The sequence below is a fragment of the Streptomyces sp. SJL17-4 genome (assembly GCF_036826855.1).
Classification (GTDB): domain Bacteria; phylum Actinomycetota; class Actinomycetes; order Streptomycetales; family Streptomycetaceae; genus Streptomyces.
Map to the genome: position 1 here is coordinate 4,669,150 of NZ_CP104578.1, position 14,970 is coordinate 4,684,119.

The 14,970-nt window shown below is 70.8% G+C and carries 15 protein-coding genes; 10 read left to right on the plus strand and 5 right to left on the minus strand.

What is annotated here, in order from left to right; all coding sequences use genetic code 11:
• Nucleotides 1-100 precede the first annotated feature (100 nt).
• On the minus strand, nucleotides 101-1,039 hold the full coding sequence (locus N5875_RS21020; protein ID WP_318208024.1) for a metallophosphoesterase: 939 nt from the start codon (nucleotides 1,037-1,039) through the stop codon (nucleotides 101-103).
• Between the two features lie 74 nt (nucleotides 1,040-1,113).
• On the opposite strand from N5875_RS21020, the gene N5875_RS21025 reads away from it, so the two are divergent.
• A complete protein-coding gene (locus N5875_RS21025; RefSeq protein ID WP_318208023.1) occupies nucleotides 1,114-1,578 on the plus strand; it encodes a GatB/YqeY domain-containing protein in 465 nt (154 codons plus the stop codon).
• A 108-nt stretch (nucleotides 1,579-1,686) separates the two neighbouring features.
• Here N5875_RS21025 and N5875_RS21030 read toward each other — a convergent pair whose 3' ends face one another.
• Nucleotides 1,687-3,927: a transglycosylase domain-containing protein gene (locus tag N5875_RS21030; RefSeq protein ID WP_318208022.1), complete on the minus strand. Its 2,241-nt coding sequence runs from the start codon at nucleotides 3,925-3,927 to the stop codon at nucleotides 1,687-1,689.
• A gap of 417 nt (nucleotides 3,928-4,344) precedes the next feature.
• Here N5875_RS21030 and N5875_RS21035 point away from each other — a divergent pair, with 417 nt between their 5' ends.
• Complete coding sequence (locus tag N5875_RS21035) at nucleotides 4,345-4,689, plus strand: WhiB family transcriptional regulator (protein ID WP_015034550.1); 345 nt, start codon at nucleotides 4,345-4,347, stop codon at nucleotides 4,687-4,689.
• 10 nt (nucleotides 4,690-4,699) lie between these two features.
• Here N5875_RS21035 and N5875_RS21040 read toward each other — a convergent pair whose 3' ends face one another.
• Together N5875_RS21040 and N5875_RS21045 are read right to left on the minus strand one after the other, a co-directional pair.
• Nucleotides 4,700-6,052 (minus strand): ArsA family ATPase, encoded by a 1,353-nt coding sequence (locus tag N5875_RS21040; protein WP_318208586.1) that lies wholly within the window; start codon nucleotides 6,050-6,052, stop codon nucleotides 4,700-4,702.
• A gap of 200 nt (nucleotides 6,053-6,252) precedes the next feature.
• On the minus strand, nucleotides 6,253-7,215 hold the full coding sequence (locus N5875_RS21045; RefSeq protein ID WP_318208021.1) for an ArsA-related P-loop ATPase: 963 nt from the start codon (nucleotides 7,213-7,215) through the stop codon (nucleotides 6,253-6,255).
• Between the two features lie 122 nt (nucleotides 7,216-7,337).
• Here N5875_RS21045 and N5875_RS21050 point away from each other — a divergent pair, with 122 nt between their 5' ends.
• The 5 genes from N5875_RS21050 to N5875_RS21070 all read left to right on the plus strand — a co-directional run bounded on the left by N5875_RS21050 (nucleotide 7,338) and on the right by N5875_RS21070 (nucleotide 10,768).
• A complete protein-coding gene (locus N5875_RS21050) occupies nucleotides 7,338-7,496 on the plus strand; it encodes a DUF4177 domain-containing protein (protein ID WP_015034547.1) in 159 nt (52 codons plus the stop codon).
• Nucleotides 7,493-7,963: a RidA family protein gene (locus tag N5875_RS21055; protein WP_055602482.1), complete on the plus strand. Its 471-nt coding sequence runs from the start codon at nucleotides 7,493-7,495 to the stop codon at nucleotides 7,961-7,963. Before N5875_RS21050 ends, N5875_RS21055 begins: the two co-directional genes overlap by 4 nt.
• Nucleotides 7,964-8,073: 110 nt before the next feature.
• Nucleotides 8,074-8,940, plus strand: coding sequence for an NUDIX domain-containing protein (locus N5875_RS21060; RefSeq protein WP_318208020.1), 867 nt, complete (start codon nucleotides 8,074-8,076; stop codon nucleotides 8,938-8,940).
• Nucleotides 8,937-9,767 carry an MBL fold metallo-hydrolase gene (locus N5875_RS21065; protein ID WP_338495392.1) on the plus strand — a complete coding sequence of 277 codons (831 nt, stop codon included), beginning with the start codon at nucleotides 8,937-8,939 and terminating at the stop codon, nucleotides 9,765-9,767. The genes N5875_RS21060 and N5875_RS21065 overlap by 4 nt, the downstream gene beginning before the upstream one ends.
• A 116-nt stretch (nucleotides 9,768-9,883) precedes the next feature.
• Entirely contained in the window at nucleotides 9,884-10,768 is an 885-nt protein-coding gene (locus N5875_RS21070) for a prohibitin family protein (protein ID WP_318208018.1), read from the plus strand.
• Nucleotides 10,769-10,912: 144 nt separating this feature from the next.
• Here N5875_RS21070 and N5875_RS21075 read toward each other — a convergent pair whose 3' ends face one another.
• Nucleotides 10,913-11,587 (minus strand): Crp/Fnr family transcriptional regulator, encoded by a 675-nt coding sequence (locus tag N5875_RS21075; protein WP_015034542.1) that lies wholly within the window; start codon nucleotides 11,585-11,587, stop codon nucleotides 10,913-10,915.
• A gap of 332 nt (nucleotides 11,588-11,919) precedes the next feature.
• On the opposite strand from N5875_RS21075, the gene nth reads away from it, so the two are divergent.
• The 3 genes from nth to N5875_RS21090 all read left to right on the plus strand — a co-directional run bounded on the left by nth (nucleotide 11,920) and on the right by N5875_RS21090 (nucleotide 14,821).
• Nucleotides 11,920-12,732, plus strand: coding sequence for an endonuclease III (nth, locus tag N5875_RS21080; RefSeq protein WP_338495398.1), 813 nt, complete (start codon nucleotides 11,920-11,922; stop codon nucleotides 12,730-12,732).
• 118 nt (nucleotides 12,733-12,850) lie between these two features.
• Nucleotides 12,851-13,555: a CoA pyrophosphatase gene (locus N5875_RS21085; RefSeq protein WP_318208016.1), complete on the plus strand. Its 705-nt coding sequence runs from the start codon at nucleotides 12,851-12,853 to the stop codon at nucleotides 13,553-13,555.
• 66 nt (nucleotides 13,556-13,621) lie between these two features.
• Nucleotides 13,622-14,821, plus strand: a complete 1,200-nt coding sequence (locus N5875_RS21090) for a MarP family serine protease (RefSeq protein WP_338495400.1) — start codon at nucleotides 13,622-13,624, stop codon at nucleotides 14,819-14,821.
• The last annotated feature ends 149 nt before the right edge of the window (nucleotides 14,822-14,970 follow it).

Consider the following 14,970-nt stretch of genomic DNA (forward strand, 5'->3'; position numbering starts at 1 on the left):
GCGGCGCAGGTCGGATGCGTTCGGCCCGGGATCGCCGGCCACTGGGCGGCGTGGCGCCACCAGGGGCGGCGAGGAGCAGGGCCGGGTGCGGCCGAACGGGTCAGGCGCGGGCCGTCAGCGTGAGGAGGGTGACCTCGGGCGGGCAGGCGAACCGGACCGGGGTGAAGCGGCTGGTGCCGCAGCCCGCCGAGACGTGGAGGTAGGACGTACGGTCGCCGACCGTGTGGGTGGAGAGGCCCTTCACCCGGTCGGTGTCCAGGTCGCAGTTGGTGACGAGCGCCCCGTAGAAGGGGATGCACAGCTGACCGCCGTGGGTGTGCCCGGCGAGGAGGAGCTCGTACCCGTCGGCCGTGAAGGCGTCGAGCGCGCGGAGGTACGGGGCGTGGACCACGCCCACCGAGAAGTCGGCCGACTCGTCGGGGCCGCCGGCCACCCGCTCGTACCGGTCGCGCTTGATGTGCGGGTCGTCGAGCCCGGTGAACGCGAGCTCCGCCTGCGGGAGCTTGAGCCGGCCCCGGGTGTTGGTGAGGTCGACCCAGCCCGCCGCGTCGAACGCGTCCCGCAGTCCCTCCCAGGGGTTGTGGACGGCGCCGACGACCGGCTTGTTGCCGTTGAGGCCGTGCCGGCCCTGCGCCCGCTCGAGGAGGTAGCGGGCGGGGTTGCGGAGCCGGGGCCCGTAGTAGTCGTTGGACCCGAAGACGTACACGCCCGGGAACTCCATCAGCGGGCCGAGCGCGTCGAGGACCTCCGGTACCGCCTCCGGGTCGGAGAGGTTGTCGCCGGTGTTGACGACGAAGTCCGGGCGGAGCCCGGCGAGGGACTGGAGCCAGGCGCGCTTCTTGCGCTGGCCGCTCACCATGTGGATGTCGGAGACCTGGAGGACCCGCAGGTCGGCCATGCCGGGCGGGAGCACCGGGACCGTCACCCGGCGGAGCCGGAACGAGCGGGCCTCGAAGCCGGCCGCGTAGACGATTCCGGCGGCTGCCGTCGCCGTGAGGCCTGCCGTGATCTTCAGGGGGATCCCGTACCGTGCGCGCATCCCCCCATCGTCGCAGACCCTTCGGGCGTAAATGCGCGGGCGGGTGGGGTGGCGCACCTGCCACACTTGACCCCATGACCACGCTGAAGGCGAAGCTCCAGGCCGACCTCAACGCCGCGATCCGGGAGCGCGACGAACTGCGCTCCTCGACCCTCCGGCTGACCATCACCGCGATCACCAAGGAGGAGGTCGCGGGCAAGACCAAGCGCGAACTCTCCGACGACGAGGTGCTGAAGGTGATCGCCAAGGAGGCGAAGAAGCGCCGCGAGGCCGCGGACGCCTTCGCCCAGGGCGGTCGCCTCGAGTCGGCCGAGCGGGAGAAGGCGGAGGGGATCCTCCTCGACGCGTACCTGCCGAAGCAGCTCGGCGACGAGGAGCTCGACGGGATCGTCGCGGCGGCCGTCGCCGAGGCGAAGGCGGCGGGCGCCGAGGGCCCGCGTGCCATGGGCGCCGTCATGAAGATCGTGAACCCGAAGGTGGCAGGCCAGGCCGACGGCGGCCGCGTCGCCGCCTCCGTGAAGAAGTTCCTCGCGGGCTGACCCCGGGAGGAGCTTGCAGGCTGTACGCGTAAGGGCGCCCCACCGAGGTGGGGCGCCCTTACGCGTATCCGTGTGCTGTCCGTCCGTGCGACGTCGGTCCGTGGACCGTCAGCGGTTTCCGCCCCGGCCGTTGCCGTTGCCGTTGCCGCCGATGATGCCGTCCGGGAGCGTGATCGGCGGGATCGTGGCGGTCGGGGGCTTGGTGTCGCCCGGCTTGGCGTCGCCCGGCTTACGGGGCTTGTTCGGGCCCTCGTCCCCCTCCGGCGCCTTGGGCTTCTCGGCCCGGGGTACGGAGATGGGGGCGAAGCTCGGCGTCTCGGAGGCGTCGAGGGCGCCGGTCATCGCGATCTTCCAGATGGGGCCGGGGAGGCAGCCACCGCAGACCTTCTCGTAGTACTCGCCGCCGATGGTGAGGTCGAACATCTCGCGCCGCTCGCCGACGTCGTCGCCGACCCAGACCGCGGTGGAGAGGTTCGGGGTGTAGCCGACGAACCAGGCGTCCTTGCGGCCCTCGGTGGTACCGGTCTTGCCCGCGTTGTCGCGGTCGCTGAGACCGGCCTTCGTACCCGTACCGTCCTCGACGACGCCCTTCAGCATCTGGTTGATGGTGTCGGCGGTGCGCTCGCTCATCGCGCGGGTGCACTTGGTGTCCGGGACGTTGAGCTTGTCGCCGTTGGCGGCCCTGACGGACTCGAGGACGATCGGGGTGCAGTACTGGCCGCGGTTGGCGAAGGTCGCGTAGACGGAGGCCATGTCGAGCGGCGTGCTCTCCAGGCTGCCGAGGGTGGCGGACGGGCTCTGCCGGATGGCCTTGCCCAGCTCGCGCTCGTAGCCGACCTTCTTCGCCATCGTCAGCGTCTCGCAGAGGCCGGCCATCTGCTCCAGCTTGGCGAAGTAGGTGTTGATGGACTTGCCGAGGGCGCTCGTCATGTCGTACGCCCCCTTCTCCGACTTGAGCTCGTTCTGGACGGGCCAGTCGGCGTAGCCGGCCGGCTTGCCGTCGCAGCGCGTGAAGTCGCTCTCCTGCATGGTGATCTTCCACGGCGTGTCGAAGCTCTGCGCCGGGCTCAGCCCCTTCTCCAGGGCGGCGGCGGCCGTGATCGGCTTGAAGGTCGAGCCGACCGGGAAGCCGTACGTGGTGCCGCCCATCTTGCTGCCGACGGCGAGGTTGAGCGTCGTCTGGTGCTGCTTCTGGTCCAGGCCGTACGGGCGGGACTGGCCCATCGACAGGATCTTGCCGGTGCCGGGCTGGACCTGGACGACGGCGGTCGCGACCCCGTCGTCCTTGTTGACCTTGGCCACGGCGGCCTCGTTGGCCGCTGCCTGAGCCTTCGGGGAGAGCGTGGTCCTGACGGTGAGACCGCCCAGGTTCCACAGCTTCTGGCGTTCCTCGGCCGTCTTGCCGAAGACCGGGTCGCTGAGGATCGTCTTGCGGACGTAGTCGCAGAAGAAGCCGGCGCCGTCGACGGCGGTGATGCAGCCGTTCTTCGGGGTCTTGACCTTCAGCTTGAGCGGGGCGGCCTTCGCCCTGTCGGCCTCGGCCTGGCTGATGTCCTTCACGTCGGCCATCCGCTGGAGGACCACGTTGCGGCGCTTCGTGGCTTCCTGGAGATCGTTGATCGGGTCGTAGCGGCTGGGCGACTGCACGAGACCGGCCATCATCGCCGCCTCGCCGAGGCTCAGGTCGGCGGCGTGCTTGGAGAAGTACCGCTGGGAGGCGGCCTCGATGCCGTACGCCTGCTGCCCGAAGAACGTGATGTTGAGGTAGTTCTCCAGGATCTTCTTCTTGCCCAGCTCCTCCTCGACCTGGATCGCGAACTTCAGCTCGCGGACCTTGCGGCCGATGGTCTGCTGGGTGGCCTGCGCGACCTTCTCGGGATCGTCACCGGCCTCCTCGACGAAGACGTTCTTCACGTACTGCTGGGTGAGGGTGGACGCGCCCTGCGCGACCCCGCCCGACTGCGCGTTGCGGTTGATGGCGCGCAGCACACCCTTGAGGTCGATCGCCCCGTGCTCGTAGAAGCGGCCGTCCTCGATCGCGACGATCGCCTTCTGCATGTACGGGGAGATCTTCTCGATCGGGACGACCGTCCGGTCCCGCGAGTACACCGTGGCGATCAGACCGCCCTCGGAGTCGAGGATCTTGGTGCGCTGACTCAGCGGTGGGGTCTTCAAGTTGGAGGGGATCTCGTCGAACCCCTCGACCGTCCCCTTCGCCGCCAGACCCAGCGCGCCGGCCGCGGGCAGGGCGATACCCGCCAGCACGGCTCCCGCGAGCACACTGACACCGAGGAACTTGGCGGCCTGCTGGGTCCCGGTCAGACCACCGCCGGAGCGCTTCTTTGCCATGGGGGCAGCCTACGTTCTCATTCGCCGGACACACGTATATGCCTTGGCCTAAGCTGCTCCCAACTGTCACAGCAGTGTGGTCTGGCATCAAGACCCGGGTGTGACTTCGGCATGAATTCCCGTGACCCCGAAACACGGGCAGCTCATGTCCGATTCCGGCTCATGCGTCACACGGTGCCCCGAAGTGGGCCCGTCGGAGAAGGGCGTATCCAGGCGATATGTCCGCTATCACACGCATGTCCTTCGATCACTCCCCTGGGTGATCTGACGCGCACGCATAGTCCGTTCGGGCCATCCAAGATTGGGCCCGAAGGGGGTGTTGCGCTGTGCCCACCTTCCGTAACGTCCCAACTGGCAGCGGTGAATATGCCGCTGCCGCCGTGGGGGAGCCTCGATTCGGGAGAGGACGGCGCCGGTATGGGCTGGGTAGCTGACTGGAGTGCGCAGGCGGCCTGCCGCACTACCGATCCGGATGAACTTTTCGTACAGGGAGCGGCACAGAACAGGGCAAAGGCGGTGTGCACCGGATGCCCGGTGCGGACCGAGTGCCTCGCCGACGCCCTCGACAACCGTGTGGAGTTCGGCGTGTGGGGCGGGATGACGGAGCGCGAGCGCCGTGCCCTGCTGCGCCGCAGGCCGACCGTCACCTCGTGGCGCCGGCTCCTCGAGACCGCGCGCACGGAGTACGAGCGTGGAGCGGGCCTGCTGCCCGTGGCGATCGAGGACGACGCGACGTACGAGGCGTACGCCGCGGTCGGCTAGGCCTTGGAGGTCAGCGCCCGGCCGTGAGCCGGTCGCCGATGGCCCGCAGCCCGGCGAGGTCGTGCACATCGCCGGGCAGGGCCGCCACTTCGGTCACCGCCACCTCGGGGTGAAGCGCGGTGAAGCGGTCACGCGTGCGCTGCTCACGCGCGAGCACCCGCATGCGCTCGGCATGCAGGCGCAGAAGTCCCGCGGTGAGATGGCGTACGTCCGTGTGGTCGGTGTCGTTTGCGTGCGCTGCGCGCACTACATGCGCTGCGTGCGATACGTGCTCCGCGTGCTCTGCGGCGTCGTCTCCTGCTGATTCCTGTGCCGGGTCGGCTGTGGGGGCAGCCTGGGGTACGGGAGGTGTGGCGGTGGCGGCGGTGGCGAGGTCGGACGGCTCGGGCTCGGTGGCCGGGGAGCCACTCCGGTCAGTCTTCCCGGCCCCCTGATCCACAATGCGCCCCTCGTCAAGATTTTCCGCCGCGGCCCGCGCCCGCTCGGCCGAAAGCCGGGCGGCGGCGCTGCCGTGCACGCGGTTGAGGACGAGACCCGCCAGCGGCATCTCCTCGGCGGCCAGCCGCTCCACGAAGTACGCGGCCTCCCGCAGCGCGTCCCGCTCCGGCGTGGCCACCACGAGGAAGGCCGTGCCCGGGGCCTGGAGCAGCTTGTACGTGGCGTCGGCGCGGGTCCGGAAACCGCCGAACATCGTGTCCATCGCCGCGACGAACGTCTGCACGTCCTTGAGGAACTGACCCCCCAGCAGCTTGCCGAGGGTCCCCGTCATCATCGACATGCCGACGTTCAGGAACTTCATCCCCGCCCGGCCGCCGACCTTCGCCGGCGCCATGAGCAGCTTGATGAACTTCCCGTCGAGGAACGACCCGAGCCGCTTCGGCGCGTCCAGGAAGTCCAGCGCGGAGCGGGACGGAGGGGTGTCCACGACGATCAGGTCCCACTCGTCGCGCGCCCGGAGCTGGCCCAGCTTCTCCATCGCCATGTATTCCTGCGTACCGGCGAATCCGGCCGAAAGAGACTGGTAGAAGGGGTTCTCCAGGATCGCCCGCGCCCGGTCGGGCTCCGCGTGCGCCTCGACGATCTCGTCGAAGGTCCGCTTCATGTCCAGCATCATCGCGTGCAGTTCGCCGCCGTCGGAGCCCTTGATCCCTTCGACCTTGCGCGGGGTGTTGTCGAGGGAGTCGATGCCCATCGACTGGGCGAGGCGGCGGGCCGGGTCGATGGTGAGGACGACGACCCGCCGGCCGCGCTCCGCCGCCCGCACGCCGAGCGCCGCCGCCGTGGTCGTCTTGCCGACCCCGCCCGCGCCGCAGCAGACGATGATGCGGGTGCCGAGGTCGTCGATCAGCGGATCGAGCTCCAGGACGGGAACGGCGTCGAGCCCGTGCGCCTCGGGGGACGCGTCGCCACCGTCGAGGGCCGGGGAGACCGCACCGCGACCTGCCGGGTCCGGGACCGGGCCGCGACCTGCCGGGTCCGGAACCGGACCGCGACCTGCCGGGTCCGGAACCGGGCCGCGACCGTCGGTGGACGGGGCCGTGTCGTGGCCCGGGGACTTCTCCGTCACGCGCCCACCCCTTGCTTCCGCAGTTCCTTCGCCAGCCGGTAGAGCCCCGCGATGTCCGCCCCGTCCCCGAGGAACGGGAGCTCGTACGAGGGGACGCCGATGTCGTCCAGGACCGCGCGCTGCGCCCGCTCCAGCTCCACCCGCCGGGCGTGCTCGGACGCCTGGTCCAGGAGCGGGTCGACGAGCGTCGTACCGCCTGCGACGCCCACGGAGGCCAGCGTCCTGGCGATCGCGTCCCGGTGGTCGCCGGAGGCGGCCCGTACCGCCGCCTCGTCGAGGACGTGCGGCCGGACCATGTTCACCACGACCCGCCCCACCGGCAGTTCGGCCGCACGGAGCTCCGCGATGCCGTCCGCGGTCTCCTGGACCGGCATCTCCTCCAGGAGGGTCACCAAGTGCACCGCAGTCTCGGGGGACTTGAGGACCCGCATGACGGCCTGCGCCTGGTTGTGTATCGGGCCGATCCTCGCCAGGCCGGCCACCTCGTCGTTGACGTTGAGGAAGCGGGTGATGCGGCCGGTGGGCGGCGCGTCCATGACCACGTGGTCGTAGGTGTGGCCGCCGTGCTTCTCGCGCCGCCGGACCGCCTCGCACGCCTTGCCGGTCAGCAGGACGTCCCGTACGCCCGGCGCTATCGTCGTCGCGAAGTCGATCGCGCCGAGCTTCTTCAGGGCCCGCCCCGCCGTGCCCAGTTTGTAGAACATCTGGAGGTAGTCGAGGAGCGCGCGCTCGGCGTCGATCGCCAGCGCGTACACCTCACCGCCGCCGGGGGCGACGGCGATCTTGCGTTCCTCGTAGGGAAGGGCCTCCGTCTCGAAGAGCTGTGCGATGCCCTGTCTGCCTTCGACCTCCACGAGAAGGGTGCGCTTGCCCTCCGTCGCGAGGGCGAGCGCGAGGGCGGCGGCGACCGTCGTCTTACCGGTACCGCCCTTGCCGCTGACGACCTGGAGCCTGCTCACGCTGTCGAGCCTAACCACTGGCGGTGCCGGCCAATCAGGAGGCCGCCCCGGAGAAGCCCCCTAGGGGCGGCTTCAGGGCAGCCTCGGAGAGCCGCCCCGCGTCAGCGGATACAGTCGGGCCCATGACCAAGTGGGAGTACGTCACGGTGCCGCTTCTGGTGCACGCGACCAAGCAGATTCTGGACACCTGGGGCGAGGACGGCTGGGAGCTCGTCCAGGTCGTGCCCGGGCCGAACAACCCCGAGCAGCTCGTGGCCTACCTGAAGCGGGCCAAGTCGTGAGCGGGGCCGTCGAGGCGAAGCTCGCCGAACTCGGCCTGACCCTGCCCGCCGTGGTGCCGCCGCTGGCCGCCTACCAGCCGGCCGTGCAGTCGGGCGTCTACGTCTACACCTCGGGCCAGCTCCCGATGGTGGGCGGCGAACTCCAGCTGACCGGCAAGGTCGGCGCCGAGGTCACCGCCGAGGAGGCCAAGAAGCTCGCCGCCACCTGCGCGCTGAACGCCCTCGCGGCCGTGAAGTCGGTCGCCGGTGACCTCGACCGGATCAAGCGGGTCGTGAAGGTCGTCGGCTTCGTCGCCTCCGCCTCCGACTTCACCGGGCAGCCGGGCGTCATCAACGGCGCCAGCGAGCTGCTCGGCGCGGTCCTCGGCGACAAGGGCGTGCACGCGCGCAGCGCCGTCGGCGTGGCCGTGCTGCCGCTCGACGCCCCGGTCGAGGTCGAGGTCCAGGTGGAGCTGGTCGAGGCCTGACCGCCTGCCACAGACGACACAGAGCCGGTTCTCCCGTGACGGGCCCGCAAGGGTCCACCCGGCGAGAACCGGCTCTCGTGCATTCAAGTACTTGCGCATAGCATCCGGCCATGTCGAATGGTCAGTGGTACCCGCCCGAGTGGCCCGACCGCATCCGCGCCCTCGCCGCCGGTGAGCTCACCCCGGTGACCCCGCGCCGCGCCGCCACCGTCCTGCTGCTGCGGGACGGGGATGCCGGGCCCGACGTCCACATGCTGCGCCGCCGCGCCTCGATGGCCTTCGCGGGCGGCGCGTACGCCTACCCCGGCGGCGGGGTCGACCCGCGCGACGAGCACCCGGTGCGCTGGGCGGGCCCCTCCCTGGACACCTGGACGGACCGGCTCGGCCTCGACGACCCCGCGCAGGCCCAGGCCGTGGTCTGCGCCGCCGTACGCGAGACGTACGAGGAGGCGGGCGTCCTGCTCGCCGGGGAGACCGAGGACACCGTCGTCGGCGACACGACCGGCGCGGACTGGGAGACGGACCGGGAGGCGCTCGTCGCCCGGGAGCTGTCCTTCGCCGACTTCCTGGACCGGCGCGGGCTCGTCGTCCGCTCCGACCTGCTCGGCGCGTGGGCCCGCTGGATCACGCCGGAGTTCGAGCAGCGCCGGTACGACACCTGGTTCTTCGTGGCCGCCCTGCCGGCCGGGCAGCGCACCCGGAACGCCTCCACGGAGGCCGACCGGACCGTCTGGATCCGCCCGGCGGAGGCCGCCGCCGGGTACGACCGGGGCGAGCTGACCATGATGCCGCCGACGATCTCGACCCTGCGCACCCTGGAGCCGTACGGGACGGCAGCCGAGGCCCTCGCGGGGGCGCGGGAGCAGGACATGACCCCCGTCCTCGCGCAGGCGCGCCTGGACGGCGGGGAGCTGGTCCTGAGCTGGCCGGGCCACGAGGAGTTCACCAAGATCATCCCGACGGGGGGTGCCCGATGAGCGACGCCGCCGCCCTGCCCGGTCAGCCGCGCGGACTCGTGGTCTCCGGGCCCGCGACCGACCGCGCCGTGAACGTCCTCGCGCCGAACCCGTCCGCGATGACCCTCGACGGCACCAACACCTGGCTGCTCTCCGAGCCCGGCTCGGACCTCGCCGTCGTCGTCGACCCGGGGCCGCTCGACGAGAGTCATCTGCGGCATGTGATCGACACGGCGGAGAAGCTCGGAAAGCGGGTCGCGCTCACCCTGCTGACCCACGGCCACCCGGACCACGCCGAGGGCGCCGGGCTCTTCGCCGAGCTGACCGGGACGGCCGTACGGGCCCTCGACCCGGCGCTGCGGCTCGGCGACGAGGGCCTCGGCGCGGGGGACGTGGTGGCCGTCGGCGGCCTGGAGCTGAGGGTCGTCCCGACGCCCGGCCACACCTCCGACTCGCTCTCGTTCCACCTGCCGGCCGACCGGGCCGTCCTGACGGGCGACACGATCCTGGGGCGCGGGACGACGATGGTGGCCCATCCGGACGGGCGCCTCGGCGACTACCTGGACTCGCTGCGGCGGCTGCGCTCGCTGACGGTGGACGACGGGGTGCACACCGTTCTGCCGGGGCACGGGCCGGTGCTCGAGGACGCGCAGGGGGCCGTGGAGTTCTACCTCGCACACCGGGCGAGCCGGCTCGCCCAGGTCGAGACGGCGGTCGAGAGCGGCCACCGGACGCCGGCGGAGGTCGTCGCCCATGTGTACGCGGACGTGGACCGCTCGCTGTGGCCGGCGGCCGAGCTGTCCGTGCGGGCACAGCTGGAGTACCTGAGGGAGCGCGGCCTGGTCTGAGCGGCGGGGCGGAGTTGTCACGATCCGGAACCGAGCGGGCCCCCGGCGCGTCGATCGTCTTGACCTGTGCTTTACGCTCCGCTTACTTCTGGTCGTAGCTTTCGGGGGGAACGCCCGTGTTCGTCATCGCCATCCTGCTGGTCATAGCCGCAGTGGTGCTCTTTTTCGTCGGTCGTGCCAACGACTCCAAGGGGCTGAAGTTCGGCGCCCTCGGCGCGGTCCTGGCCGGTGTGTTCTCGCTGATCGTGAGCATGACGTACGTGATCAGCGCGTACGAGGTCGGTGTGCCGGTCGCCTTCGGCAAGGTCGGCTCGCCCATGACCTCCGGCATGCACGTGAAGTCGCCCTTCACCGACGTCACGACCTTCTCGACCCGCCCGGTCGACCTCAACCTCTCCGACAAGGACGTGGTCGAGGTCCGCTCCTCGCAGGGCGGTGTCATGTACGTCGAGGTGACGGTGAAGTGGGCCGTCGTCCCGACCAAGGCCGTGGAGCTCTACAAGCTCGCGGGCAGCGAGGACGCCATCCAGCAGCGCCTCGTCTACCCGGACAGCCGGGAGATCGTCCGTAACGTCTTCGCCCGCTACACCAGCGAGCAGGGCTACGCCTCCGACCGCGAGAAGATCAACGCCGAGATCGGCACCCTGATCAAGGAGCGCCTGGTCCCGCGCGGCATCGACGTGACCACGGTCAACCTGCGCAACGTGAAGCCCTCGGACTCGCTCCAGGCCCAGATCGACCGCAAGATCCAGCAGCAGCAGGCCACCGAGCGCGCCACCGAGGCCGCCCGTACCGCCAAGGCCGAGGCCGACCGGCGCCGGATCGAGGCGGAGGGCATCGCCCGCGCCAACAAGATCCTCAACGACTCGCTGACGGACCGGGTCCTGATGAACCAGTGCATCGACGCGTTCAAGGAGGCCGCGGCGAAGAACCCGATCTACACCGTGCCCTGCGCGAACGGTTCCTCGGCGCCGGTGATCGTGGACGGCTCGAAGCGCTGACGGCGAGCCCGTAGGCGTACGAGAAGGGCCGCCCCGGTCTTGTCGGCCGGGGCGGCCCTTTCTCGTTCTCGTCTTCGTACGAGGATGCGCGTACGAGCATCCGCCTACGGGCATCCGCGTACGAGGATGCGCGTAGGCGGATGCCTACCGCGAGCGCTTCGCGAGGCGCTCCACGTCCAGCAGGATCACGGCGCGGGCCTCCAGGCGCAGCCAGCCGCGCTGGGCGAAGTCGGCGAGCGCCTTGTTGACCGTCTCGCGGGAGGCGCCCACCAGCTGGGCCAGCTCCTCCTGGGTGAGGTCGTGGACGACGTGGATGCCCTCCTCCGACTGCACGCCGAAGCGGCGCGACAGGTCGAGGAGTGCGCGGGCGACACGGCCCGGGACGTCGGAGAAGACCAGGTCGGACATCTGGTCGTTGGTCTTGCGGAGTCGGCGGGCGACGGCGCGCAGCAGCGCGGTGGCCACCTCGGGGCGGGCGTTCAGCCAGGGCTGGAGGTCGCCGTGGCCGAGACCCAGCAGCTTGACCTCGGTCAGCGCGGTCGCGGTGGCGGTGCGCGGGCCCGGGTCGAAGAGCGACAGCTCGCCGATCAGCTCGCCGGGGCCGAGGACGGCCAGCATGTTCTCCCGGCCGTCGGGGGAAGTGCGGTGCAGCTTCACCTTGCCCTCGGTGACCACGTACAGGCGGTCGCCGGGGTCGCCCTCGTGGAAGAGCGCGTCGCCACGGGCGAGCGTCGCCTCACTCATCGAGGCGCGCAGCTCGGCTGCCTGCTCGTCATCGAGCGCCGCGAAGAGCGGGGCGCGCCGCAGAACGTCGTCCACGAGTTCTCTCCATACTGTCGACCTGCTCAGGGACCTGCGTCCCATGATGCCGGACGTACAAAACAGTGCGATCAATCACAACAAGTTTGACGTACCGAGCCGCCCGACCGTACGTCAGGGGCCCGATTGGGGGCTGATCGGCCACGCCCGGGGCGGATGTCGGTGGTGGCCCCTAGGCTGGCCGGGTGTCCAACTCGCCGGTGAGAGCGCAGGCCAAGGGGGCTGAAAGAGTGTCGGCCGAACATAATTCCGCCGTGGGCGAACACGGCGTGTCGAAGCGGGCGAAAGCCGCAAATCGGAAGCCTGCGGGGGCTGTGAAGTCCGCCGAGCCCATGAAGCCCACCAAGCCCACCAAGCCTGCCAAGCCCGTGAAGCCCGAGTCGCGGCTCGCGATGGTCCGCCGGGCCCGCAGGATCAACCGCGAGCTCGCCGAGGTCTTCCCGTACGCCCATCCGGAGCTCGACTTCCGCAATCCCTTCGAGCTGCTCGTCGCCACGGTCCTCTCGGCGCAGACCACCGACCTGCGGGTCAACCAGACCACCCCGGCCCTCTTCGCGAAGTACCCCACGCCCGAGGACCTCGCCGCCGCCGTGCCCGAGGAGGTCGAGGAGCTCATCCGCCCCACCGGCTTCTTCCGCGCCAAGACCAAGTCGATCATGGGTCTCGCGACCGCTCTCCGGGACGACTTCGGCGGCGAGGTCCCCGGCCGTCTCGCGGACCTCGTCAAGCTTCCCGGCGTCGGCCGCAAGACCGCCTTCGTCGTCCTCGGCAATGCCTTCGGTGTCCCCGGTATCACCGTGGACACCCACTTCATGCGGCTCGTCCGGCGCTGGCGGTGGACCGATTCCGACGACCCCGTGAAGATCGAGGCCGAGGTCGCCACGATCTTCCCGAAGAGCGAGTGGACGATGCTCTCGCACCGGGTGATCTTCCACGGCCGCCGCATCTGCCACGCCCGCAAGCCGGCCTGCGGCGCCTGCCCGATCACCCACCTCTGCCCGTCGTACGGGGAGGGCGAGACCGACCCCGAGAAGGCGAAGAAGCTGCTCAAGTACGAGATGGGCGGCTTTCCCGGCCAGCGGCTCGACCCGCCGCCCGGCTATCCGGGCCGCCCGGCGCCGCCACTGGGCGCGAGCGACGGCTGAGCCCCGTTCCCCGGAACACCCGGACGACCCGTACGACCCCTACAACCCGTACGACCCGCAAGAGCTCCAGAGGGAACGAACCCCTACATCGATCGCGTTGTGAAACTCGGGGGTGCCTATGACGCGCACTGACGAAGAGATCCATGGGCCCGGCACCGGCGGGCTGCTCAGCCGGGACGGGCTGCCCGACTGGCTCGGGCCCGTCGACCGGGCCGCCCGCACGGTCGAGCCCGAGCAGCTGAGCCGCTTCCTGCCGCCCGCGAGCGGCGCCGGGCGGCAGTCCGCCGTCCTCGTCCTCTTCGGCGAGGGCGACCGCGGCCCCGAGCTGCTGCTCATGGAGCGGGCCGGCAGCCTCCGCTCGCACGCGGGACAGCCCTCCTTCCCCGGCGGCGCCCTCGACCCCGAGGACGGCGACCCGGCGAACGGCGGGCTGCTGCGCGCCGCCCTCCGGGAGGCCCGGGAGGAGACCGGGCTCGACCCGGCAGGCGTCCAGCTCTTCGCCGTCCTTCCCCAGCTCTACATCCCGGTCAGCGGCTTCGTCGTCACCCCGGTCCTCGGCTGGTGGCGCGCCCCCAGCCCCGTCGGGGTCGTCGACCCCGGCGAGACCGCCCGGGTCTTCACCGTCCCCGTGGCAGATCTCACGGATCCGGCGAACCGCGCGACCGCGGTCCATCCGAGCGGCCACCAGGGCCCCGCGTTCCTGGTCGCGTCCGCTCTGGTCTGGGGTTTTACGGCCGGAGTGATCGACAGACTGCTGCACTTCTCCGGCTGGGAGCGCCCCTGGGACCGGTCCAAGCAGGTCCCGCTCGACTGGCGCTCATGACAGGCTGAACTCCGGCGGACTGGCTGATCCCCGGCGACCGGAAACGAATCTGCGAGGCAATTGACGGTGAACGTGCTGGACATCTTGTTGCTGCTCGCCGCCGTGTGGTTCGCGATCATCGGTTACCGCCAGGGATTCGTGGTCGGCATCCTGTCGGTGATCGGCTTCCTCGGCGGCGGCCTCGTCGCCGTCCTGCTGCTGCCGATCCTCTGGGACCAGCTCACGGACAACAGCGAGGTCTCGACCACGGCGACGGTCGTCTTCGTGATGGTGGTCATCGTCTGTGCCTCCGTCGGCCAGGCCTTCACCACCCACCTGGGCAACAAGCTGCGCCGCCACATCACCTGGTCGCCCGCCCGCGCCCTCGACGCCACCGGCGGCGCCCTCGTCAACGTCGTCGCGATGCTGCTCGTGGCCTGGCTGATCGGCTCCGGGCTCGCCCGTACCACCATGCCCACCCTGGGCAAGGAGGTGCGGAACTCCAAGGTCCTGCTCGGCGTCGAGCAGGTGATGCCGGATCAGGCCTCCCGCTGGTTCGACGACTTCAGCTCCACCCTGGCCCGCAGCGGCTTCCCGCCGGTCTTCAGCCCCTTCGCCAACGAGCCGATCACCCCGGTCATGCCCCCCGACCCGGCGCTCGCCCAGAGCCCGGTCGCCGCCCGTGCCCAGCGTTCCATCGTGAAGGTCGTCGGCACCGCGCAGAGCTGCGGCAAGGTCCTCGAAGGCACCGGGTTCGTCTTCGCCGACCGCCGGATCATGACCAATGCCCATGTCGTCGGCGGCGTCGACGAGCCGACCGTCCAGATAGGCGGCGAGGGCAGGCTCTACGACGCCAAGGTCGTCCTCTACGACTGGCAGCGCGACATCGCCGTCCTGGACGTGCCGGACCTCAAGGCCACGCCGCTGACCTTCACCGACGAGGACGCCCGCAGCGGCGACAGCGCGATCGTCGCCGGATTCCCGGAGAACGGTGCGTACGACGTGCGCTCGGCGCGCGTGCGCGGCCGTATCAACGCGGACGGACCCGACATCTACCGCCGGGGCGAGGTGCGCAGGGACGTGTACTCGCTGTACGCGACGGTCCGCCAGGGCAACTCCGGCGGCCCGCTCCTCACCGTCGACGGCGAGGTGTCCGGCGTGATCTTCGCCCGCTCCCTCGACGACGCGAACACCGGCTACGCCCTGACCGTCGACGAGATCCGCGAGGACATCGAGCTCGGCAGGACCGCGAACCAGCAGGTCGACACTCAGGCCTGCGCGCTGTAGGCCTGCCGGCACTCCTGCGCGCTGTAGCCCTGCCGGCACTCCTGCGCGTTGTAGGCCTACCGGCACTCGTGCGGGTTGTAGGCCCACCGGCACTCCTGCGGGCCGGGCCCCTGGCCTTGTGACCACGGGCGCCGGACGCCGCGGTGCCG